The sequence below is a fragment of the Mesorhizobium sp. M7A.F.Ca.CA.001.10.2.1 genome (assembly GCF_003998575.1).
GTDB lineage: Bacteria > Pseudomonadota > Alphaproteobacteria > Rhizobiales > Rhizobiaceae > Mesorhizobium.
The window spans coordinates 1-22,181 of sequence record NZ_RZQY01000025.1; the positions used below are offsets into that span (position 1 = coordinate 1).

Here is a 22,181-nt window from a genome sequence, read left to right on the forward strand (position 1 = left end):
GCTGGATGGTGGCAAAGCCGGGATCGCCCGGCACGCCGACATTCGCCGGCCCCGAAGCCGTGGTTTCCTGGAACAGATTGTCGCCGAGCGGCGCCAGGCCGGCCTCGTTGGCGAAGTTGGCGATCTGAAGCTGCCCGAGGTTCTGCAGGTCGGTCTGGCCATCGATGCGGGCGAAGACCTGGCCGGTCTTGTTGACGATGACCTCGACGGCATCCACGGGAACATTGATTGCCGGAATGACGGCAGCGCCGTCGACCGTCACGAGTTGGCCGGTGGCGTTGGTGTTGAGAGCTCCGGCGCGGCTGTAGAGCGTGCCGCCGTCGGCACCCTCGATCTGAAACCAGCCCCTGCCGGTCAGCGCCAGGTCGAAACTGTTGCCGGTGCTGGTCAGTTCGCCCTGGGTGTGCACGTTGCGCACGGCCGTCGTCTTGACGCCGAGGCCGATCGAGACGCCCTCCGGCACCAGCGAGGCGTTGGAGCGGTTGGGCACGCCTTGTGTACGGTCGACCTGATAGAGCAGGTCGGAGAATTCGGCACGGGCGCGCTTGTAGCCGGTGGTGTTGATGTTGGCGATGTTGTTGGCGATGACTTCCAGATTTGTCTGCTGGGCATTCATGCCGGTGGCGGCGATGGCGAGTGCTTTCATGGCGGAATTCCTCAGATGCCCATTCGACTGACTTCGAGATAGGCGGAAACCACCTTGTCGCGGATGGCGACGGCGGTCTGAAGCGCCTGCTGCGCGCTCATCACGGCGTCGACCACCTGACGGGTGTCGGCGTCGCCCTTGAGCGCCTGCAACGATACCTGCTCGGCATTCTGCAGCGTGTTCACGGTCTTGGAGGCTGCCTGGCTCAGCGCCTCGGCGAAGGAGGTGCCGATGGTGCCGCCGGCCGAAGGTGTCGCACCGCCCTGGAGCAGGCTTGTGGCCGTGTCGTCGCCGCCGATCGACGGCTTGAACTGAAGCGCTCCGATACCGCTGATCATTACTGGTTCCTCATCAGGTCGATGGTCATGGAAATCAGGTCGCGGGCCTGCTTGACGACCTGAAGGTTGGCCTCGTAGGAGCGGTTGGCCTCGGTCATGTCGGCCATTTCGATCAGCACGTTGACGTTGGGCATCTTGACGTAGCCCTTCTCGTCGGCTGCCTCGTTGCCGGGCTGGAACTCGACTGGAAAGTCGCTGGGGTCTCGATCGATCGAATTCACTGCAACGGTTGAGCTGCCGGAGGCCCTGTCAAGCTCGGAGACGAAGCTGATGGTCTTGCGGCGATAAGGATCGGAGCCGGGCGCGGTGCCGGTCGACTGGGCGTTGGCGAGATTTTCGGAAACCACGCGCAGGCGCTCCGACTGGGCGCCGAGGCCGGATGCTGCGACTTTGAGGGCTGCGGTCAGTGCGTCCATGGTCAGCTCTTCACCGCCATCATCATCATCGTATGAAACGCCTTGACGATCGCCGTGTTGAGTTCGAAGGAGCGGCGCACCTCGCCGGCTTTCAGCAACTGGTCTTCCAGAACGACCGAGTTCTTGGACGGCATGACGACGCCGTCATTCTCCTGCGGCTTGATGGTGAAGCCGGCATTGGTCGCCGCATTGCCGAGATGGCCGGCCTGGGTCGCCTGCAGCGATACGGCAGCGCGGTCGAGCACCTTTTCGAATGGCTCGACATCGTTTGCCGTATAGCCTGGCGTGTTGGCATTGGCGATGTTGCCGGCGACTGCCGACTGGCGCACGGCCAGCCATTGCGCTTGCTTGGCGGCGAGGTCGAAAAGGGAAACGGGCTCCATGGGAATCTCCGAGCAGGTACCCAGAGACTAGGCCGCCAGTCTTGCGCGGGCCTTGCGGATGGCGGGAGCCGGAGATCGTTTATCTGGAGAGTTCGATCACCCGGTCGGCACTGGTGACCATGACCCATTTGCCGTTGCGCTGCTCGATGGAGGACACCTGACTGGAGTCAGGCAGTATCGAGCCGCGCTGGACGATCCAGAGGCCAGCGTCGTCCTGGATCATGGCACGGCCGTTAGCGACATGAACCATGCGGAATTTCGCCGCGTCGGCCGGAAACGGTTGCTCGTCGGGTGCGGCTGCGGGATTGGCGTCGTCCCGCACCGTCCCCGTGGCAAGAAGATCGAGATTGGCCGCGGGAATATCCTTTGCCGTCAGCGGCGCGCTGCGTTGCGCGACCACGCCGCCGCCCGCTCGCCCGGAATTGGAGCCGGTGCCGCCGAACTTCATCGCCTGGACGCCAAACTGGTCCTGGTTGAAGAAGATGTACCAGGGAAACAGGGCGCAGATCAGGCCGAGCGTGATGCCGAGCGCGGCTATGACGAAATCGCTGCGTCGGTCGGACTTCTTCTTCAGTCGGGGAAACGGTGCCTTTGGCGGCTGCGGCCATTCGGTGCGCGGGAACAGCCCGTCGATCAGCGAGTCGCGGCTGGCCTGCGTCATCTCGGCAGCCACCGCCTGGGGAGCCCGGGGCAGAGCGGGTTCGACGGGCCTGGCCAGATCAGGATCGGCTTTGCCAGCTCGTGGCAGGATTGGCTTGACGGCTCTGGCCAGAACGGCCTCGGCTTTGGCTGCGATGTCACGGGCGGCCTTTGCCTTGGCGGTTCTCGCTTCGTCAGCCTCGGCTTGCTCCACGGCGTTGGCCTCGGCGATCATGTCGCGCAGGATGCGCTCGGTATATTCGCGTTCAGTCTCCGGCATCGGCCTTCAGCTTGCTCTTGAGGTGGCGGGCGAGATCGGAGAACGGGTCGGTCGACGGGCGATCCTTCGGCGCTTGCGTCAGCGCCTCATAGATCAGCGGCACCTGGCGCACGGCGATGTCCAGTTCGGCATCGGCGCCCCCCTGATAGGCCCCAAGCAACCGGATATCGCGCGTGTCCTCGAAGCGCGAGATCATCGACTTCAGCCTTGTCACCAGCGCGCGCTGTTCTACGCTCCAGGCCTTTCCGGCCAACCGCGATATGGACGACAGCGGGTTGACGGGGGGATAGCGACCCTGTTCGGCGATCGCACGGTCGAGCACGACATGGCCGTCGAGGATGCCGCGCACGGAATCGGCGACCGGATCGTTGTGATCGTCGCCGTCGACCAGCACGGAAATGATGGCGGTGATGGATCCTTTGCCTTCCCCGCCCGGCCCGGCGCGTTCGAGCAGCTTGGGCAGTTCGGTGAACACCGAGGCCGGATAACCGCGCGCGACCGGCGGCTCGCCGGTCCCCGTCGCCACCTCACGCAGGGCGTGGGCGAAGCGGGTGATCGAATCCAGCACCAGCAAAACGCGATGCCCCTGGTCGCGGAAATGCTCGGCGACGCGCATGGCGGTGTCCGGCGCACGCCGGCGCATCATGGCGCTTTCGTCGCTGGTGGCGACGACGGCGACGGTCTTGGCCATGCTCTCGCCGATAGTATCCTCGAGGAATTCACGCACTTCTCGGCCGCGTTCGCCGATGAGCGCCACCACGACGGTATCGAATGCGTCGGCGCCGGCGAGCATGGCGAGCAGCGTCGACTTGCCGACGCCGGAGCCGGCAAAGATGCCAAGGCGCTGGCCGAAACAGAGCGGCGTGAAGATGTCGATGACCTTGACGCCGGTCATGAAGGCAGTGCCGACGCGTTGCCGCGCCATGGCTCCCGGCGTCGTCTGGGCGCCGCGCGATGTGTCGTCTCCCCGGGCGAGCGGCGGGCCGCCATCGATCGTCCTGGTGAGTGCGTCGATGGTGCGGCCGCGCCACGAGGCATGCGGCGCCACCACGAGCGGACCTCGGCGGAAAACGGCATCACCGATGCCGGAATCGGCGCTGCGTTCGAAGGGTGCCACGACGGCCTCGTCGCGGCCGATCTTGACGATCTCGCCGCGCCGCGCACCGGCATCGCCGCGCTGCTCGACGATGTCGCCCAGCCTGGCGAAGCCGGAAAGGCCGTGCACCTTGTAGTGCGTGGGCGTGACTTCGATGACGCGGCCGCCGCGCTTGAGCAGCGCCTCGGCGTCGGCGAAACGCCGCCAGACCCGTTCCAGCGCGGCAAGCCGGTCTTCCGGCGCCGGCTGGAGTTGTCTTTCGGGTGCGCGCAGGGATGGTTGGTCGAGCGACATGGATTATTTCGAGCCGAGCGTCTTGATCGCCTCGTCTGTGGACGAGTCGGTCTGCCGCATCAGGGCGGCGGTGTTCTCGAAGGCGCGCTGGACCATGATCAGCCGGGTGATCTCCAGCACCGGATTGACATTGGACTCTTCGAGAAAACCCTGGGCGACGCCGACATCGGAGCGGTCGGTGACAGGCTCCGGGGTGCGTGCCGGAACGATGCCGGAATTGCCGTAGCGGACGAAGTTCGGGCCTGGGTCGAAATTGTAGAGACCGATCGAGCCGACAAGCTGATCGTTCTGGCGCAACGAACCATCGGCCCCGGCCTTGGGTGGGCCGTTGCGGGGATCAAGCTGGATCGGCGAGCCGCCGGCATCGAGCACCGGGTGGCCCTCGATCGACATCAGCTCGCCGTTCTCGTTCATCGAAAAGCGGCCGTCGCGGGTCATGACGGTGCCGACCGGCGTCTCTATGGCAAACCAGGCATCGCCCTGGATGGCGAAATCGAAGGGATTTCCGGTCTCGCTCAAGGCGCCGTGGGCGCCGGAAAGGTAGGTCTTGCCCGGGGAGGCGAAGGATACCGATTTCTGCCCGGTGCCGGAGACGACGTCCTCGAACTTCACGCCGGTAGCGCGAAAGCCGATCGTCGAGGCGTTGGCGACGTTGTCGGCGATGGTGTCGAGGCGCCGCTCGAGCGCGATCTGCGACGAAAGGGCGACGTACAGGCTGTCCCGCATGATGGCCTCAGAACCTCAATTTCTGCATGGCCATCATCAGGTCGGTGGAGATGCCGACGGTGAGTGGCTGGGCAAATAGCACGCTGACCGAGGTGACGGCCGATGAAGTCGGGTGGTTGATCTCGTACATGCTGGTGAAGCGGGTCAGGAACTTGCCGAGTTTCTCGGGGTCGGAGAAATCCGAGATGTCGAGTTTTTGCTCGAACAGCTGCGCCTGCTTGTCGACGTCGGCGGTGGCGAAGGAATCGGGCAGGCCGAGCACGGTGCGCACGACACTGGCAAGCGCGGTGTCGGCCAGCACGTCATACCAGCTGGTGATGGTTGGGGCCTTGCGATCGAAGTAAAGCGCCAGCCGCACGCCCTGGTTGGCCTGACCGGCATCCTCTTCGAGGGTCTGGCGCATGTATTTGTCGACGGTCGGCTGCTGCGCCGGATTGATGGTGGTGGTGTTTTCGCCATAGGCTTCGAAGTTGAAGGCGGAGGCAAGCGCGGCATAGGTCTTGTCCGTCATCTTGTTGGCGACACTGTGGGGGTCGCGGACGCCGCCTTGCAGAACCCGCTTGATGAGATCCTTGTCCTCCGTCGCCGAGTCGAGACCGAATGACGCCAGCGCGTATGTGTAGAGCCGGCTGTTCGACATCAGATCGTCGATCGACTTCACCTTGGTGATGTTGGCAAGATAGTATGTCGTCTCGCCCTTCACATAGGCCGAATTGGGATCGAGGCCGGCGATCTGGGCCTGGATGGCATAGTTCTTGGTCACCAATTGCTGTGTCTTGTTGTAGATGGTCGCATCGGCGCCGTTGGCGGCGAAGTTGAAGGCGCTGACGAATTCGGCGTAACGCTTGTCGGTCAGCTTGTTGGCGAAGCTGTCGGGATCGGAGACGCCTTCCTTGAGTGCCTTGACCATGAAGGCCTTGGCGTAGTCCATGTCCTCCAGCCCGTAGGCCTTCATGGCATACTTGAACAAACGGTCGTTTTTGACGAAATCGTCGATCGATTTCACCTTGGTGATATTCGCGAGATAATATTTGGTGTCGCGATCAACCACGGGCTGCTGCTCGATCCTGTCGATCGATTTTGAAATGTCCTTGGTGATGAGCTGGTAGCTCGTAAAGGTATTGAGCAAAGACGTGCCTCCGGCCGAAGCTATGCCGGCACAATACCCCTACTTCCTTGCGCGAAACTGAATCGCTTCCAAGCCCTCGATTCAAGCCTCACACAAGGCACGGGGACTATCCCTAGCTCCTGATGTGAAATGCGGAAGGACCTGTCGTGGGCATTCTGATTGGACTGGTGGTAACGCTCGGCTGCGTCCTTGGCGGCTTCATGGCCATGGGCGGCCATCTTCACGTGCTGATCCAGCCATGGGAGGTCGTGATCATCTGTGGTGCGGCTTTTGGCACCTTCCTCGTTGCCAATCCGATGAAGACGGTCAAGGACACCGGCAAGGCCATTCTCGAAGCCTTCAAGCAGGCGGTGCCGAAGGAACAGGACTATCTCGAGACGCTCGGCGTGCTGCACTCGCTGATGCGCGAGCTGCGGTCGAAATCCCGCAGCGAGGTCGAGGCGCATATCGACAATCCAGAAGAGTCGGCGATTTTCCAGGCGTTCCCAACCGTGCTGCACAATCATGACCTGACGCATTTCATCTGCGACTACTGCCGTATCATCATCATCGGCAATGCCCGCTCGCACGAGATCGAGGCGCTGATGGACGAAGAGATCCAGACCATCAGGTCCGACAAGATGAAGGCCTATCACGCGATGGTGGCGGTGGGCGATGGCCTGCCGGCGCTCGGCATCGTCGCCGCCGTGCTCGGCGTGGTCAAGGCGATGGGCGCGCTCGACCAGTCGCCGGAAATCCTCGGCGGTCTGATCGGTGCCGCACTTGTCGGAACGTTCCTCGGCATCTTCCTGTCCTATTCGGTGGTCGGACCGGTCGCGACCAAGATCAAGACGGTGCGCGAAAAAAAGAACCGCCTCTATATCATCGTCAAGCAGACACTGCTGGCCTACATGAACGGTGCGCTGCCGCAGGTAGCGATCGAGTTCGGCCGCAAGACCATCTCGTCCTATGAACGGCCGACGATCGATGCCGTCGAACAGAGCACGATGAATACCGGTGCCGTCGAAAAGAAGGCCGCCTGAACGATGCGCGATAGATCGGTCCCAGCACTGTCATGACCAGTCCGGGCAGCCCAGCGGAAGCGCGTTCGCTGATCATCGAGCGTCTGGTCGGCGACAGCGGCGAGGCCGCGCAGGTCATCGACGCAGGCCGCGCCATGGCCGAACGCGCCGTACCGCTGTTGCAGAAAAGCCTGACCAGCGAGCTTGGCGTTCCGGTCGTCGTCGACCTCAAAGCGATCGAGGTCAGCCGCGTTCCCGAGGCGCGTTCGCGTGCCGGCGACACGTTCGCCATGACCGTGATCGGCTCGTCGGCGTCCTCTGATGCGATGACCCTGGTGATCGATGCTCCGGCGATCGCGATCATGGTCTGCACGCTGTTCGGCGGCGACCCGGATCTGCCGGCATCGCCGATCGAACGCGATCTGTCGCAGATCGAAATCGATGTTTCGACCATGGTGTTCCAGCAGGTCGCGCAGGCCCTCAACGGATCGGGAAAGCGCTCGCTCGACCTGCGCCTGCCCGCGCCGCGAGCGATGTCCGGCACCGAGGCGAAGCGGTATGTGCTGCGCGATGGCGCGGCAATCCGCATCGTGCTTGGCATCTCGACGCCGGCCGATAGTGGCACCGTCACGGTGACGATGCCGCAGCGCGTCGTGCTGGCCAGCCGCGACGGAGCCGTGCCTGTCAGCGACGACGATCACGGCCCCAGCTGGCGCGCCCGCTTTTCGGAAGAGGTGATGCGCTCCACCGTGGCGCTCGAGGCCACGATGCCGCTGGCGCGGCTGACGCTCGGCGATCTCGCCGGTTTCGAAATCGGCGACGTCATCGAATTCGAGGAAACGGCCCAGTCCCAGGCGCGTCTCAGCGCACGGGGCAAGACGCTGTTCGTATGCGAGTTCGGCAAACTGGGACAGAATTACACCGTCCGGATCAGGCATCCTTACGACGCCGGGCAGGACTTTATCGACGGGCTGATGCCGGCTGCCGCCGGACGCGCCTGAGCATTTGGAGACGATCATGGCCAAAACCAAGGCGGAAGCCGACCTCGACCAGCCGGACGAGCAACTCGATCGCGCCATCGAAGAGTTGCGCGGTGTCCTGCATGAAGAGGAGCAACGCCCCGATGCGGCCTTCAGGGCGGCCTCATCAGCCAATTCGAGCGTGATCATGAACATCCCCGTCGATGTCCAGATCATCCTCGGCAGCACCGAGATGCCGGTCTCCGATCTGATGGCGCTGCAAAAAGGGTCGACCGTGGCGCTCAATCGCCGCATCGGCGAACCTGTCGACGTCGTGGTCAACGGCCGCAAGATCGCGCGCGGCGAGATCACCGTGCTGGAAAGCGATCCGTCGCGGTTCGGCATCAGGCTGACCGAAATCATCGCCGGCACGAAGGGCGCCTAGACATGGTTTGCGGGGCTTGCCGGTGGCAGCGGAGGCGAGTGGCATGACGACGCCGGTGACCTTGACCCGCGCGCAGAAGGCGGCCGCCATACTTGTGGCGATGGGCAAGCCGTCGGCCAGCCGCCTGCTGAAATTCTTCAAGCAGGAAGAACTGAAGGCCCTGATCGAGGGCGCCCGCCTGCTGCGGACGATTCCGCAAAGCGATCTTGAGCGCATCGTCGCCGAGTTCGAGGCCGAGTTCACGGAAGGGGCGGGATTGCTCGATTCCGCCGACAGGATGGACACCATCCTCAACGAATCGCTCTCGCCCGAAGAGATGAGCGCGATCATGGGCGACAAGAAATTCGAGGTCGCACCGGAAGGCCCGCCGCCGATCTGGCCCGAACTCGAAAAGCTCGAACCGGCGCGGCTTGGTGCCTTCCTGGCCGGCGAGCATCCGCAGACGGCGGCCATGGTGTTGTCGAAGCTGGCGCCGCAGGTGGCGGCCAACGTGCTGCTGACACTGACCAAGCCGATGCGTGGAGAAATCATCAAGCGCATGGTGACGATGGCCAATGTTCCCGACGCTGCCGCCAGGATCGTCGAAAACCGGCTGCGCGCCAGCGTGCTGGCGGAAACCTCGACCAAGGACACCTCGGCCGGGCAGGCGCGTGTCGCCAGCGTTCTCAACGAACTCGACAAGCCGCTGCTCGAGGAGGTCATGCAGGATCTGGAAGCAGCCGGCACGCCTGATCTCGACGGTGTGAGGGCTCGCCTGTTTGCTTTCGACGACTTGCCGTTGCTCACCCAGAAAGCCCGGGTGCTGCTGTTCGACGGGCTCTCGACCGAACTGGTCACGCTGGCCCTGCGCGGCACTTCGGCCGCACTCGCAGAATCGGTGCTGTCGGCCATCGGCGCCCGCTCGCGGCGCATGATCGAAGCCGAACTCGGACAGGGCTCGGACGGGGTCCCTCTCGCCGACATCACGGCGGCCCGCAAGACGATCGTTACGACGACGATCCGGCTGTCGCGCGAAGGCGCCTTCGAACTGCCCTCGACCCAAGACGCCGCCTAAGGCCGCGCCATGGCTGACGCGGTCGACAAGGATTCGAAAACCGAAGAGGCGACGGAAAAGAAGATCCGCGACACCATCGAACAGGGCAAACTGCCCCATTCGCGGGAGACAGCGCTCCTTGCCTCGTTCGTTGCCATCCTGGTGTTCACCGTCTTCTACGCCAAGGATGCGATCATCGATCTCGGCATGTTCCTGTCGATGTTCCTGGAGAAGCCGGAAGCCTGGCCGATGGACACCGAGACCGACGTCATCGCGCTCTACAAGATCGTCCTCCTCGAGGTTGGCCGCGCCATCCTGAGCCTGATGGTGCTGCTGACCGTCGCCGGCATCGGCGCCTCGGTGTTCCAGAACATGCCGCAATTCGTAGGCGAGCGGATCCGGCCGCAACTCTCGCGCATTTCGATCGCCAAGGGATGGAACAGGCTGTTCGGCATCCAGGGTTGGGTCGAGTTCCTGAAGTCACTCGGCAAGGTCGGGTTTGCCATCGTCGTGCTGAGCTTCACGCTGTCGGAAGACCACCGAAAGCTGCTCGCCGGGATGATCACCAATCCGGTCGCATTCGGTCTCGTCATCCGCGGCATCGCCGTCGACATCCTGGTGGCGATCGTCTTCGTCATGGGGCTGATCGCGGCAATCGACATCGTCTGGTCGCGCTTCCACTGGAAGCAGGATCTGCGCATGAGCAAGCAGGAGGTCAAGGACGAGTTCAAACAGTCCGAGGGCGACCCGATCGTCAAGTCGCGGCTGCGCTCGCTGGCGCGCGACCGGGCGCGCAAGCGGATGATGACGGCGGTGCCGCGCGCGACGCTGATCATCGCCAACCCAACGCACTTCTCGATCGCGCTGAAATATGTGCGCGACGAGGACTCGGCACCCATGGTGCTGGCCAAGGGGCAGGATCTGGTGGCGCTGAAAATCCGCGAGATCGCGCGGGAACACAACATCCCGGTCTTCGAGGACGTGGCGCTCGCCCGCTCCATGTACAAGCAAGTTTCGGTCGATAGTGTGATCCCGTCACAATTCTACCAGGCCGTCGCCGAACTGGTGCGGATCGTCTACTCGAAAAAGGCTGAGCGCAGACAGATTTCATGAACCGGCAACCACACGCAAAATCTCGCGAGATCATAGTCGCCAGCGCCATCGAGCAGGTGGTGGGGGAACTCAGGCTGATCGATGTCGCCGACTACATCGCCTTTATCCGGCTGGAGCATTTCGCGTGCCTGTCGGACCTGGTCGATTCAGCGGTCGAGTTGTTCTTCATGCCGGGCACTCTGCGGCTTGGCCATGGTGGTGAGGCGCATGTCGACTGGAGCGGCAGCCCGCGCATCGTGCTCGATCTGGAACTGAGGCCGCCCGGCGTCACCGTCTATTTCCAGCTGACGCTGAGCGAGCTCGGCGCTTCGGTGGCGGTCAACTACGTGTCGTTCGAGAAGCCGGGCGAAGACCCGGAGCACAATACGGCGCTGCTCGAGGCGGTGATCGAACAGGCGCGTATCCGCAAGGTCGAGCCGCTCGCCTATCGCTGACGTCGGTCGCTATCGAGCTGCCTGTCGAAAACCCCTATTCGATCAAGCCCAGCCGCAGCGCCTTGGCCACGGCCTGGTTGCGATTGACGGCGTTGAGCTTCTGGGTCGATTGGGTCAGATACTGGTTAGCGGTGTGCACCGATAGTTTCAGGAGCCGCGCGATCTCTTCGCTGGTGTTGCCGTTGGCGGTCAGCTTAAGGCATTCGAGCTCGCGCTTGGAGATTGCCCGCATGCGGCCGGTATCGCCCGGACGGATGCGGGCGACGGCGGCGAACAGCGAAAAGCAGCGGGCGTGTATTTCGTAGAGCGCATCCTGCTGCAAGGTCATCTCCGAGCCCAGGAATACGACAAGACCGCATTGGCCGCGGTCGGCGTGCACGGGAAAAGCGATGCCGCTGGTTCCGGGCACCAGCGCCGCCATCTGCTCGGTCCAGGCGAGAGTGGTAAACAGCTCCACCATGGCAAGGACGCCGTCATCCGTCCACCAGCGCGGTTCGGTCGAGAGGCGGGTGTGGCGCACGATCTCCTCGCCGTTGGCGCCTGAGATGAACTTGGTCGCCACGGCAATGCCCGGATAGTCGGAATCAAAGCATGGCACGAGCCGCGCCCGCTCGGGCGAGGGGCTTACGAAGAAGAGGCCGAAAGCCGAGGCATTCATGTCAACGGCGATCCAGCGGCAGCGGCGCACGGCATCGGGAATGGTGACCGCGTGATGGGTTTCGGAGCCAAGGGTGAAGGCTCCGAACGGGTTGCGCTGCTCGTTGAAAAGGGCTTCGGCCGTTTCCTTGATATCGGCGTGTTTCAAATGATGCCGCTCCTGATCGCCGTGGCGATGGCCATCGCGCGGTTGCTGGCCGCGAATTTCTGGATGGCGTGGGTGATGTAGCTGTTGACGGTGTTGGAGGAGACGCCAAGGATGACGGCGACCTCGTCGGTGGTCTTGCCTTCGGAAACCCAGAACAGGCATTCGCGCTCCCGATCCGACAACGGATCCTGCATGGCGGCAGCGGCAATCAGTTGCGGGATGTGCGAGAGCGCGTAGCAGCATTTCAGTTGCGCCCGCATCAACGCCGGCTGGTCGATGCTGCCGGCGGTCGCCGCAGAGAACAGGGCGAACAGGCGCTGGCGACCGACATTAAGGCGCAGCGAATAGATTTCGGCATGGCCGAGCACGTCGAGAAGGCGGGCTTCCTCTCCGGTGATCAATCCGTCTGTTTCTGGTGCCCGGGATGCCACGAGCGGATGTGGACGGATACCTGGCGCGACGGTGAGCGCGCCTTGCGCGAGCCCGGCGATCAGCCGCTTGCCGATCAGCTCGATGGCATCGAAAATCCAGTTGGAGGAGACGATGCGCGCATCGTTGCGGTCCTGGTCGTGGACAATGGCGACCAACATGTAGCTGTCGGCGCCGATCTCGGCGGTCAGTTGCATGAAAAAGCTGGTGAGATCGCCGCGCGACGTCAGGCGCGAGCCCAATGTGTCGGATTGAAGAAGTGCGGCGGGACTGCTCATTCTTGTTGCTTTTGGCCGGAATCGTTTCTGCTGTCCGGATGCTGGAAGCCAGCCGCCAAACCCGAATACGCATTACTTTGACGAAGACACACGCGTGGCGCAGGGCTGCGCCGAACCAAATCCCGAATCCATTCAGGGAACGCGAAGCCGTCCGCGTCTGGTGCCGGAAAAGCTCCGGAACAAGAGACTTTGGGTGTTCGCCGCGCCCCCCAAGGACCGGCTGATTCGGGTCTAATCTACCCGCAGTTGAATCTGACATCAAACGCGATTTGACAAAATCGAATCCGATGGACACACGTGCGACTCAGAGGTCGGTTTTCGCGCCTCGGAACAGAAGACCGGGACGCGAAAACCTTCGCCGGCCATTTCGGCGGCCGGTCGATTTCGCCAGGCTCGGGAGCATTGAACAGATGGGCGCGCCGGTTGCCGTGCCGAAGGCTGGTGCCTTGGCCCGATAGTGGGAACCGGGCGATGTTGCCGCCCGGTCCCGGCCGTCCCTTGCTTATGCCTGTCGTTGTCCCAAAACCGCTAGATGCTCCGGGACGACAGGCATTTACCGATCCTCGAACCCGGTCAGCACGCCGACCGCGTTGATGCCGATCTCCTCGACGGCATAGCCGCCTTCCATGACGAACAGCGTCGGCAGGCCGAGCCCGCCGATGCGGCGGCCGATCTTTGGATAATCAGATGTCTTCAGCTTGAACTGGCTGATCGGGTCCTTCTCGAACGTATCGACACCCAGCGAGACGATGACGACATCCGGTGCATAAGCGGTGAGCCTGGCGCAGGCATCCTCGAGCGAGGCGTTCCATGCATCCCAGTCGGTGCCGAAGGGCATCGGATAGTTGATGTTGAAGCCTTCGCCGGCACCCGCGCCGCGTTCGTCGGCATGGCCGAGGAAGAACGGGTACTCGACCATCGGATCGCCATGCAGATTGAGCACCTGGACGTCGGCACGGTCGTAGAAGATCTCCTGCGTGCCGTTGCCGTGGTGATAGTCGACATCGAGGATCGAGATGCGTTTGGCGCCCTGGTCGCGGAACCATTGCGCGGCGACGGCGGCGTTGTTGATGTAGCAATAGCCGCCCATGAAGCCAGCCCCGGCATGGTGGCCGGGCGGACGGCAGAGCGCGAAGGCGGAAGCCTCGCCATCCTTGACCAGGCCGGCGGCGGTCAGCGCCACATCGTAAGAAGACTTGATCGCAGCCCATGTGCCTTCGACGAAGGTGGCGCCGGCATCGAAGGAATAATAGCCGAGCAGTGCGTCGACGCGCTTTGGCGGCACGTCGCCGCGCAGGCCGCGCGTCGGCCAGGTGAAGGGCATCGCCGTGCCCGTGAGGCCTGCTTGCAGCCATTGCGGCCAGACCGTCGGAAGAAAGTCGATATAGTCCGATTTGTGGATGCGCTTGGCGGCGGCGAGGTCATGTTCGTGCGGCGCGATGATGGGACCCAGTTTCTCGCTTTCGACCCGTGCCTTGATGAATTCGGCCCTCGATGGCTTTTCGAAACCCGGCACGATGGCTGATGTGACCAGTTCCATTTGGCCGGCATGGCCGGCGTGAAGGGGGGAGAAAACAGTCTTCATAAATTCCTCTCGAAGTGCGAAATCAGTCAAGATTCAAGATTGAGATAAGGGCTCACCAGAGCGAGCCACATTCTTTCCACATCATCCTCGATGAGGTCGTATGTCTTGCGGTCGCTTTTCAACCCGACAAGCCGGCAGGCGTGCCCGACGTCCATCATCAGCACGCCGAGCCGGCTGGCGATCTTGTCTTCAAGCGCCGGGTTCACATGCTGCAGCCATGCGGCGTAGAGCGCGATGATCTGCTCGTCATATTCGTTCTGGATCGGCCTGAGGTCGGCATTGCCTGAAATGGCCTCGATCACCGGCATCAGGCTGGCGTTTTCGAGGTAGAGTCTGGACGTGTCGATGAAGAGCTTGCGCACTTCGCGCCGAAACTCTTCACGGTTGGTGGGCGGGGCGACCTTGATACGCTTGGCGATCACCTCGGGAAAGGATGACAGCCAGCGCCGGGCGAGGTCCAGAAGAATGGCTTCCTTGTTGGGAAAGTATTGGTAGATCGAACCAACCGACAAGCCTGCGCGCTGCGCAATGGCGAGCGTCGTGGGCGTCTTGGTTCCTTGCTCCCGCGTCAAGACCAGCGCTGCGTCGAGAATCCGGTCGACCACCTTGCTGGAGCGTTGTTGCCGCGGCTGTTTGCGCGGTTCGAGCGCTATCCTGGTTTTGCGATCGAGACTGCGCTTCACTGTCCGATGTCCTCGTTCCCCGCCCGGTCTCAACATGGTGGGAGCTTGCTGTCCACAATACATTCCAGATTCGGCATGTTGACAAACGCGAATAATCAGTCGCATTCTTTATCCACGCTGCCTCTCGGGATGACAAGGGGAATTTCCAAGACAGCGCACTGGCATTCTTTTTCGTCCATGGCGTCGCTCCGGTGGGGTGGCAGGTTGTTGGACAAGAGGGTTTATCGGTCCCAGTCAGTCGTCAAAAGCGCGGAGTCGCGATGTCTGTCACAGGTGCGGGTCACAATGCGGATCTGATCGTCATCAACGGTCTCGTGCAGACCATGGACGACGACAATCCCACCGCCGAGGCTGTCGCCGTCAAGGATGGCGCAATCGTCGCCATCGGCAGCCGCGCCTCCATCGAAGAGTTCAAGGGACCGGCCACCAGGGTCATCGACGCCAAGGGCGGTTCGGTGGTCCCGGGGTTCATCGAAGCCCATATGCATCTGTTTTCGGGCGGGGCTGAACTTGCCCACCTTCAACTCACCGGTATTCATGGCTTCGAGGCGCTGCAGAAGGCGATCCGCGACTATGCGCCGACCCGGCCCGACGCGAAGATGCTGGTCGGCCAGGGCGTCGACTACACCGTGCTCGGCAGCGAGCGCGTGACGCGCCATCACCTCGACGCCATCTTGCCCGATCGCCCGTTCTGCATGGCGGCGCCCGACCATCACACCATGTGGGCCAACACCAAGGCGCTGGAAATGGCCGGCATCCTGCAGGGGCGCACGCTTGGTCCGGGCAATGAGATCGTCATGGGTGACGATGGTCTGGCCGCCGGTGAATTGCGCGAAGGCGAGGCCTTTGGCCCGGTGCTCGATCTTGCCGGCGAAGGCCGGGTGCGGCTGGGGCTGTCGACCGGCGGCGAGCCGGACCCGATGCCGACGACGGCGGAGCGGGACGCCGACCGCGACATCATGCGGCGCGGGCTCGCCTGGTGCGCCCGCCACGGCATCACCTCGATCCAGAACATGGACGGCAATCTCTATCAGCTTGAGCTGCTGGCCGAGATCGACGCCGAGGAAGGCTTGCCCTGCCGCGTCAAGATCCCGTTCCACTACAAGAATTTCATGACGCTCGACATGCTCGACAAGGCGTCTGATATGGCCGAACGCTACAACAGCGAATGGCTGTCGTCGGGCATGGTCAAGGTGTTCTACGACGGCGTTCTCGATTCCTGGACAGCTGTCATGGTCGAGCCTTATGCCGACCGGCTCGACTGGGTGGGCGAGCCGCTGTTCACGCCGCAACAGTTCATCGATCTGGCCGTCGCGGTCGACAGACGCGGGCTGCAGATCGCCGTGCATTCGATCGGCGACGGCGCGGTGCGCGCGGTGCTCGACGGTTATGAGGCGGCGCAGAAGGCGAACGGCAAGCGCGACAGCCGTCACCGCGTCGAGCACATCGAGGTCACCACCACCGCTGATGTGCCGCGTTTCGCCGAACTCGGCGTCATTGCCTCCATGCAACCGCCGCATCCGCCGGGCGCAATGGATTTTCCACTGGAGCCGACGGTATCGCGCATCGGGCCGGCGCGCTGGCCGCTGAGCTATGCGTGGCGGACCTTGAAGGATGCCGGCGCGCATGTCGTCTTCGCATCGGATTGGCCGGTGTCGCCGATCGATCCGATCCTGGGCATTCAGGCGGCAGTGTTGCGCAAACCGTGGGCAGAAAGAGACCCGGACCAGAGTTTCTCACTGCATGAAGCGATCGCCGGTTACACGATCGAGGGCGCCTACGCCGAATTCGCCGAGCACCGCAAGGGCACGCTGAAATCAGGCTACATGGCCGATCTGGTGGTTTTGTCGATGGATATCGAGAACACCGCCCCGGCCGACCTGCACAAGGTGCGGCCGGTGACGACGATTTGCGGCGGCAAGGTCACCTATCAGGCCTGACTATGGCATGGGGCTTGCAGGCCTCAATGACTGATTGAACTGTGACCCAATGCCGGGCTTGCCAACCCACCGGCCATGTGGTCACATCGAACAGGGGAAGAGCTCCGCCAGCAAGAGCGGGGTCAACAGTGAGGCGTAATCGTGCCGGACAAACCGGATCGGAATGCGATTGAAGTAGTAAACGTCAGAAAAATTTTCGGATCAGGTGAGGGGCAGGTAGCTGCCCTCGACACGGTCTCGGTATCTATCCGCGAGAACGAATTCTTCACGTTGCTGGGGCCATCCGGCTGCGGCAAGACGACGTTGCTCAGGCTGATCGCCGGCTTCGACTTTCCAACCGCCGGTGAGATCCTGCTCTACGGCCAGGACATCGCGCCGCTGCCGCCCTTCAAGCGGCCGGTCAACACCGTGTTCCAGTCCTACGCGCTGTTCCCGCATATGACGGTGGCCGACAATATCGGCTTTGGCCTGGAAATGCTGGGCAAGCCGAAGGCCGAGATCAAGGCGCGCGTCGCCGAGATGCTGAAGCTGGTCAAGATGGAAGCTCTCGCCGGCCGCCGCACCGGCCAGATTTCCGGCGGCCAGCAGCAGCGCGTGGCTCTGGCGCGGGCGCTGGCGCCGCAGCCGAAGGTGCTGTTGCTCGACGAACCGCTGTCGGCGCTCGACTTCAAGCTGCGCAAGGACATGCAGATCGAATTGAAACGACTGCAGCATGAGACCGGCATCACCTTCATCTTCGTCACCCATGACCAGGAAGAAGCGCTGACGATGTCGGATCGCATTGCGGTGATGTCGGCGGGCAAGATCCTGCAGGTCGGCTCGCCGTGGGACATCTACGACAAGCCGGCGGAGCGCTTCGTCGCCGACTTCATCGGTGAAACCAACTTTCTCACCGCCGCGGTCTCGAACATCGGCAATGGCAAGGCGCGCGCCACACTCAAATCCGGCGCGACCATCGAGGCGACCGTTGCCGAGGGCTTCCAGCCGAAGGACAACGCCACCGTGGTGGTGAGGCCCGAGCATGCCAAGCTGACCAAGGACAAGGGCGAATTGTCCGGCACTGTCGACAACATCGTCTATTTCGGCACCGACACTCATATACATGTGCGGCTCGACAGCGGCGAGGTCTTCACCGTGCGCCAGCAGAACACGCGCAGCGCCGGTTGCGGCTTCGAGCGCGGCGACAAGGTCGGCATCGTGATCGGCAATGACGCCGCGCAAGTGGTGAGGGACTGATGGCGAGCGCGGAAGAAGTCGCCAAGGAAGCCGAACGCAGAGATATCCGCGATCGGTGGGTGCTGTCGGCGCCGGCACTGATCATCATCTTCCTGGCGGCGTCCGGCCCGCTGCTGATCGTCGTGATCTATTCCTTCCTGACGCCGGGGCCCTATGGCGGCGTGGTGTGGAAATTCTCCACCGATGGCTGGCTGTCGGTGCTGTTGCAGCGCGACATCTTCGACGACACTCTGGCCTTCGCCGATGCGCATTTGTCGATCTTCTGGCGTTCGATAAGCCTGTCGTTCTACACCACCGTGCTGACGTTGTTCTTCGGCTTCCCCACAGCCTATTTCATCGCCACGCGACCGCCGAAGACGCGCGAGGTCTGGGTTTTCCTCGTCACCATTCCGTTCTGGACGAATCTCCTGATCCGCACCTTCGCCATGCAGCAGGTGATCCGCAACGAAGGGCTGGTCAACACCGCGCTGATGGCGCTCGGCATCATCAAGCAACCGCTGCAGATCATGAATACCGACGCGGCCATCTTGCTCGGCATGATCTATGTCTACCTACCTCTGATGGTGCTGCCGATCTACGCCTCGATGGAGAAGCTCGACTTCCGGCTGGTCGAGGCCGGATATGACCTCTACGCCGGTCGCTGGCAGGTTCTGCGCCGCATCGTCTTCCCGTTGATCAAGCCCGGCGTCATAGCCGGCTCGATACTGGTCTTCATTCCCTCGCTTGGCGCCTATGTCATTCCGCGGGTGCTGGGCGGCGGCAAGAACATGATGCTCGGCAACCTGATCGAACTGCAGTTCGGCGCAGGCCGTAACTGGCCGCTTGGCGCGGCCATCTCAATTACGCTCATGGTGCTGGTGATGATCGCGCTCCTGTTCTACGTGCGCAACGCATCCCGGTCGGAGGGAGCCCATGGCTAAGCGTCCGTTCGACATCCAGGCGCAACCCGGCTTCGGGTTCATGGCGCTTCTGACCTTCTTCGCGCTCTATCTGCCGATCGCGGCGCTCGTCACCTATTCGTTCAACACGGCGGATTCGCTTTCGCGCTGGGATGGCGTCTCACTGCGCTGGTTTATTTCGGCCTGGCACAATTCGGCTGTGCAGGACGCCTCCGTCCGCTCGCTCGTGCTGGCAGTCTCGGCCGCCGCGCTATCGACGATCGCCGCCACCATGGCTGCTCTGGCCACGACCCGCACGCGGCCCTATCCCGGCCTTACCTTCAAATACGCCTTCATCAACCAGCCGCTGATGGTGCCGGAGATAGTCACCGGCGTCGCGCTCCTGATCGTGTTCTCGCGCATCAAGGTCTGGACCGGTTACTCAGGACTCGGTTACCTGATCGCCGCCCACACCGCCTTCTGCATCCCGTTCGCTTACCTGCCGATCCGGGCGCGGCTGGACAGCATGGACCTGACGCTGGAGCGCGCAGCCGCCGACCTATACGCCACGCCCTGGAAAGCCTTCCGTTTCGTGACGCTGCCGCTCTTGAGGCCGGCCATCATCGCGGGCTTCATGCTCGCCTTCGTCATTTCGCTCGACGATGTGGTCATCACCGAATTCGTCAAGTCCGGCGGCCAGGATACGCTGCCCACCTACATGCTCGGCCAGTTGCGGCGCGAAACGAGCCCGGAAATCAATGCGATCGCCACGGTATTTCTTGCGCTGTCGGTGGTGCTCGTAACCGTGTTCTACTTCGTCAATAGGCGCAAGCCATAACCAACGATTGCCAAACGGGAGAATAGCAATGAAATGGAAGACCACGGCTGCCACGGCGGTATTCGCAATGTTTGCCTTTGCGGGCAGCGCGTATGCGGAAGGCGAACTCAGCATCTTTAATTGGGGCGACTACACTAGCCCCGAGATGATCAAGAAGTTCGAGGATACCTATAAGGTCAAGGTGACGACCACCGACTACGACTCCAACGACACCGCGCTAGCAAAGGTACGCGCCGGTGGTCATGGCTTCGACATTGTGGTGCCGTCGGCCAACTACGTGCCGATCTGGGTGAAGGAAGGGCTTCTGCTTGAGGCCCGGCCCGACCAGATGGAGAACTTCAAGAATGTCGACGAGCGCTGGGTGAACGTTCCCTGGGATCCGGGCCGTCATTATACGGTTCCGTGGCAGTGGGGCGTGACCGGCATCGGCGTCAACACAAAGGTCTATGACGGCGACATCAACACCTCGGCCATCTTCCTCGATCCGCCGAAGGAACTGGTTGGCAAGATCAATGTCGCGCCGGAAATGAACGACGTGCTGTTCGCCACCATCAAGTATCTGGGCGGCAACTGGTGCACGGACGACAAGGAATTGCTCAAGAAAGTGCGCGACAAGCTGGTGGAGGCCAAGCCGAAATGGCTGGCCATGGATTATAGCGTGACCGATAAGCTACCGGCCGGCGACTATTCGGCCGTCTACTACTGGAACGGCGCCATCATGCGCTCGCGCATCAAGAACCCCGACATCAAGTTCGGCTACCCGAAGGAGGGCTTCCCCTTTTTCATGGACAGTGTTGCCATCCTCAAGGATGCCAAGAATGTCGACAACGCCAAGCTGTTCATGAACTTCATCATGGATCCCGAGAACGCCGCCATGATCTCCGCCTTCGCCAAATATGCCAATGGCATCAAGGGCTCGCAGGCATTCTTGCCAGCCGACATGAAGGATGCGCCCGAACTGGTGGTACCGCCAGAACTGGAGAAAGCGGGCGAGTTCCTCACCCCTTGCTCGCCTGAGGTGCAGCAACTCTACACGCGCATCTGGACGGACGTTCAGAAATAGCGGCACTCCGCCTTCTTCCGCGCGAGTTGGAAGACGGCGGGTCAAGGGCCGTATGAGGGGTAGCGCTGAATTCGCAGCGTTCGCGCCGCCCCTCACCTGGCCTGCCGGCATTGCTCTTCGCCATGGCGTCGGGCGTTCGTCACTCGAAAGGCCCAATCGGGGGCTTTTTCGTCCGCTGTGCAGACCGCCCTCATTCAAGTGAACTGAAGAGCGGCATGCGGCGGCAGGGGATTCTCATGCAGTCATACCGCAACAGCGACGCGCGGCCGCCGATCATGCAGGGCTCGCCGCCCGCCATGGTACCGCCGAAGCTCGACTGGGACCGGCCGCCGTGGAACCGCTGGGCGTTCCAGCACATCCGTGAAATTCTGCCGACCGCCGAAGTCTGGCGCGGCAATGGCCATCGCCACCGCTTCGAACGCGCCGAGGTTGATCTCGACGGGCTGGCGGTCGAGGACAGCGAGGGCATGCCGACGACGCTCGCCGGGTTGCTCGACGAGACCTATACGGACGGCTTTCTGGTGCTCAAGGACGGCAAGGTCGCCTATGAGCGCTATTTCAACGGCATGGATGAGCGCACGCTGCACTTGTCGCAGTCGATGGCGAAGTCCGTTACCGGTTCGGTGTTCGGCATACTGGTCGGGCGCGGCCTGATCGATCCGGCCAGACTGGTAACAGATTACCTGCCGGAACTCGGCGTTACCGGCTGGACCGGCGCCAGCGTCCAGCATGTGCTGGACATGACCAGCGGCGTCCGTTTCTCAGAGGAATATACCGACCGCTATTCCGACATCGGCCAGGTCGATGTCGCCACCGGCTGGAAGCCGGTGCCGCTGGACAGCGATCCGGCCTTTCGTTGGCCCTCGCACATGTTCGAGCTGATCCTCGGCTTGAAGGACACGATCCGCCCGCACGGGGCTCAATTCGAATACCGCTCGATCGAGACCGACGTGCTTGCCTTCATCATGGAGCGGGTGACAGGCAAACGGCTGCCGCAGGTGGTTTCGGAAGAACTCTGGCAAAAGCTCGGCGCTGATGAAAGCGCCTGCTTCACGGTCGATAGCGCCGGCTATGCGGTGGCCGACGGTGGCTTCAACGCGACGCTGCGCGACTATGGCCGCTTCGGCCAGCTGATCCTCGACAATGGTGGCGGCGTCGTGCCGGCCGGCTGGGTCGAGGCGACGCGCAACGGCAGGCATGGGCCGGACTTCAGCCCCAGCCTGCCGGAGGGCAGCTATCGCAACCAGTTCTGGATCGAGGATCCGCGCTCGCGCGCACTGATGTGCCGCGGCGTGTTCGGTCAGATGATCCATATCGACTGGAACACCGGAATGGTCGTGGTGAAGCTTTCGACCTGGCCGGATTTCGCCAATGGTGCCTATTCCATAGCGACGCTGAAGGCCGTGCACGCTATCGCCACGGCACTTCGCTGAGCCCCCACAAAGAAAAAACGACCCGGAAGGAAACGCCATGACCGGCAAGACCGTGTTCGAGACCCGCTATGGCTTCCGGCG

Annotated in this window: 24 protein-coding genes; 12 read left to right on the plus strand and 12 right to left on the minus strand. The window is 62.7% G+C overall.

Going from position 1 to position 22,181, the window contains the following annotated elements; translation table 11 throughout:
* The 8 genes from flgG to EN964_RS03340 all read right to left on the minus strand — a co-directional run.
* Positions 1–646: flagellar basal-body rod protein FlgG (gene flgG / locus EN964_RS03305; RefSeq protein WP_127276160.1), on the minus strand; the 646-nt coding region annotated here is incomplete at its 3' end.
* 11 nt (positions 647–657) lie between these two features.
* On the minus strand, positions 658–984 hold the full coding sequence (locus EN964_RS03310; protein ID WP_127268379.1) for a flagellar hook-basal body complex protein FliE: 327 nt from the start codon (positions 982–984) through the stop codon (positions 658–660).
* Positions 984–1,400: a flagellar basal body rod protein FlgC gene (gene flgC, locus EN964_RS03315; RefSeq protein ID WP_013529797.1), complete on the minus strand. Its 417-nt coding sequence runs from the start codon at positions 1,398–1,400 to the stop codon at positions 984–986. Before flgC ends, EN964_RS03310 begins: the two co-directional genes overlap by 1 nt.
* 2 nt (positions 1,401–1,402) lie before the next feature.
* Positions 1,403–1,783: a flagellar basal body rod protein FlgB gene (flgB, locus tag EN964_RS03320; protein ID WP_027038255.1), complete on the minus strand. Its 381-nt coding sequence runs from the start codon at positions 1,781–1,783 to the stop codon at positions 1,403–1,405.
* Between the two features lie 79 nt (positions 1,784–1,862).
* Entirely contained in the window at positions 1,863–2,702 is an 840-nt protein-coding gene (locus tag EN964_RS03325) for a hypothetical protein (protein WP_127268378.1), read from the minus strand.
* Complete coding sequence (gene fliI, locus EN964_RS03330) at positions 2,689–4,092, minus strand: flagellar protein export ATPase FliI (protein WP_127271435.1); 1,404 nt, start codon at positions 4,090–4,092, stop codon at positions 2,689–2,691. The genes EN964_RS03325 and fliI overlap by 14 nt, the downstream gene beginning before the upstream one ends.
* A 3-nt stretch (positions 4,093–4,095) precedes the next feature.
* On the minus strand, positions 4,096–4,818 hold the full coding sequence (flgF, locus tag EN964_RS03335) for a flagellar basal-body rod protein FlgF (protein ID WP_127269591.1): 723 nt from the start codon (positions 4,816–4,818) through the stop codon (positions 4,096–4,098).
* Between the two features lie 7 nt (positions 4,819–4,825).
* Positions 4,826–5,947 carry a DUF1217 domain-containing protein gene (locus EN964_RS03340; protein ID WP_127269590.1) on the minus strand — a complete coding sequence of 374 codons (1,122 nt, stop codon included), beginning with the start codon at positions 5,945–5,947 and terminating at the stop codon, positions 4,826–4,828.
* Positions 5,948–6,093: 146 nt separating this feature from the next.
* Here EN964_RS03340 and motA point away from each other — a divergent pair, with 146 nt between their 5' ends.
* The 6 genes from motA to EN964_RS03370 are packed head-to-tail and all read left to right on the plus strand — an operon-like array spanning position 6,094 to position 10,932.
* A complete protein-coding gene (motA, locus tag EN964_RS03345; RefSeq protein ID WP_127271433.1) occupies positions 6,094–6,969 on the plus strand; it encodes a flagellar motor stator protein MotA in 876 nt (291 codons plus the stop codon).
* A 32-nt stretch (positions 6,970–7,001) separates the two neighbouring features.
* Positions 7,002–7,949 carry a FliM/FliN family flagellar motor switch protein gene (locus EN964_RS03350; RefSeq protein WP_127269588.1) on the plus strand — a complete coding sequence of 316 codons (948 nt, stop codon included), beginning with the start codon at positions 7,002–7,004 and terminating at the stop codon, positions 7,947–7,949.
* A 16-nt stretch (positions 7,950–7,965) separates the two neighbouring features.
* Positions 7,966–8,352: a flagellar motor switch protein FliN gene (fliN, locus tag EN964_RS03355; RefSeq protein ID WP_023809994.1), complete on the plus strand. Its 387-nt coding sequence runs from the start codon at positions 7,966–7,968 to the stop codon at positions 8,350–8,352.
* Between the two features lie 43 nt (positions 8,353–8,395).
* A complete protein-coding gene (locus tag EN964_RS03360; RefSeq protein WP_127271430.1) occupies positions 8,396–9,406 on the plus strand; it encodes a flagellar motor switch protein FliG in 1,011 nt (336 codons plus the stop codon).
* A gap of 9 nt (positions 9,407–9,415) precedes the next feature.
* Positions 9,416–10,498: a flagellar biosynthesis protein FlhB gene (gene flhB / locus EN964_RS03365; protein ID WP_127268990.1), complete on the plus strand. Its 1,083-nt coding sequence runs from the start codon at positions 9,416–9,418 to the stop codon at positions 10,496–10,498.
* Positions 10,495–10,932, plus strand: a complete 438-nt coding sequence (locus tag EN964_RS03370; RefSeq protein ID WP_127268991.1) for a hypothetical protein — start codon at positions 10,495–10,497, stop codon at positions 10,930–10,932. The genes flhB and EN964_RS03370 overlap by 4 nt, the downstream gene beginning before the upstream one ends.
* Before the next feature lie 34 nt (positions 10,933–10,966).
* On the opposite strand, the gene EN964_RS03375 is transcribed toward EN964_RS03370, so the two are convergent.
* The 4 genes from EN964_RS03375 to EN964_RS03390 form a co-directional block, all read right to left on the minus strand.
* Entirely contained in the window at positions 10,967–11,737 is a 771-nt protein-coding gene (locus EN964_RS03375) for a response regulator transcription factor (protein ID WP_127271428.1), read from the minus strand.
* On the minus strand, positions 11,734–12,444 hold the full coding sequence (locus EN964_RS03380; RefSeq protein WP_127268993.1) for a helix-turn-helix transcriptional regulator: 711 nt from the start codon (positions 12,442–12,444) through the stop codon (positions 11,734–11,736). The genes EN964_RS03375 and EN964_RS03380 overlap by 4 nt, the downstream gene beginning before the upstream one ends.
* Before the next feature lie 553 nt (positions 12,445–12,997).
* On the minus strand, positions 12,998–14,029 hold the full coding sequence (locus EN964_RS03385; RefSeq protein WP_127268994.1) for a histone deacetylase family protein: 1,032 nt from the start codon (positions 14,027–14,029) through the stop codon (positions 12,998–13,000).
* 26 nt (positions 14,030–14,055) lie between these two features.
* Positions 14,056–14,712 (minus strand): TetR/AcrR family transcriptional regulator, encoded by a 657-nt coding sequence (locus tag EN964_RS03390; RefSeq protein WP_127268995.1) that lies wholly within the window; start codon positions 14,710–14,712, stop codon positions 14,056–14,058.
* A gap of 260 nt (positions 14,713–14,972) precedes the next feature.
* Between EN964_RS03390 and EN964_RS03395 the strand changes: the two genes are divergently transcribed.
* The 6 genes from EN964_RS03395 (at position 14,973) to EN964_RS03420 (ending at position 22,100) form a co-directional block, all read left to right on the plus strand.
* Positions 14,973–16,652 (plus strand): amidohydrolase, encoded by a 1,680-nt coding sequence (locus tag EN964_RS03395; RefSeq protein WP_127271425.1) that lies wholly within the window; start codon positions 14,973–14,975, stop codon positions 16,650–16,652.
* A 141-nt stretch (positions 16,653–16,793) separates the two neighbouring features.
* On the plus strand, positions 16,794–17,888 hold the full coding sequence (locus EN964_RS03400; RefSeq protein WP_127268192.1) for an ABC transporter ATP-binding protein: 1,095 nt from the start codon (positions 16,794–16,796) through the stop codon (positions 17,886–17,888).
* Positions 17,888–18,808, plus strand: a complete 921-nt coding sequence (locus EN964_RS03405) for an ABC transporter permease (protein ID WP_127268193.1) — start codon at positions 17,888–17,890, stop codon at positions 18,806–18,808. Before EN964_RS03400 ends, EN964_RS03405 begins: the two co-directional genes overlap by 1 nt.
* Positions 18,801–19,604 (plus strand): ABC transporter permease, encoded by an 804-nt coding sequence (locus EN964_RS03410; protein WP_127268194.1) that lies wholly within the window; start codon positions 18,801–18,803, stop codon positions 19,602–19,604. The genes EN964_RS03405 and EN964_RS03410 overlap by 8 nt, the downstream gene beginning before the upstream one ends.
* A 28-nt stretch (positions 19,605–19,632) precedes the next feature.
* On the plus strand, positions 19,633–20,667 hold the full coding sequence (locus EN964_RS03415; RefSeq protein WP_127268195.1) for an extracellular solute-binding protein: 1,035 nt from the start codon (positions 19,633–19,635) through the stop codon (positions 20,665–20,667).
* A gap of 236 nt (positions 20,668–20,903) precedes the next feature.
* Positions 20,904–22,100 (plus strand): serine hydrolase, encoded by a 1,197-nt coding sequence (locus EN964_RS03420; RefSeq protein ID WP_127268196.1) that lies wholly within the window; start codon positions 20,904–20,906, stop codon positions 22,098–22,100.
* The last annotated feature ends 81 nt before the right edge of the window (positions 22,101–22,181 follow it).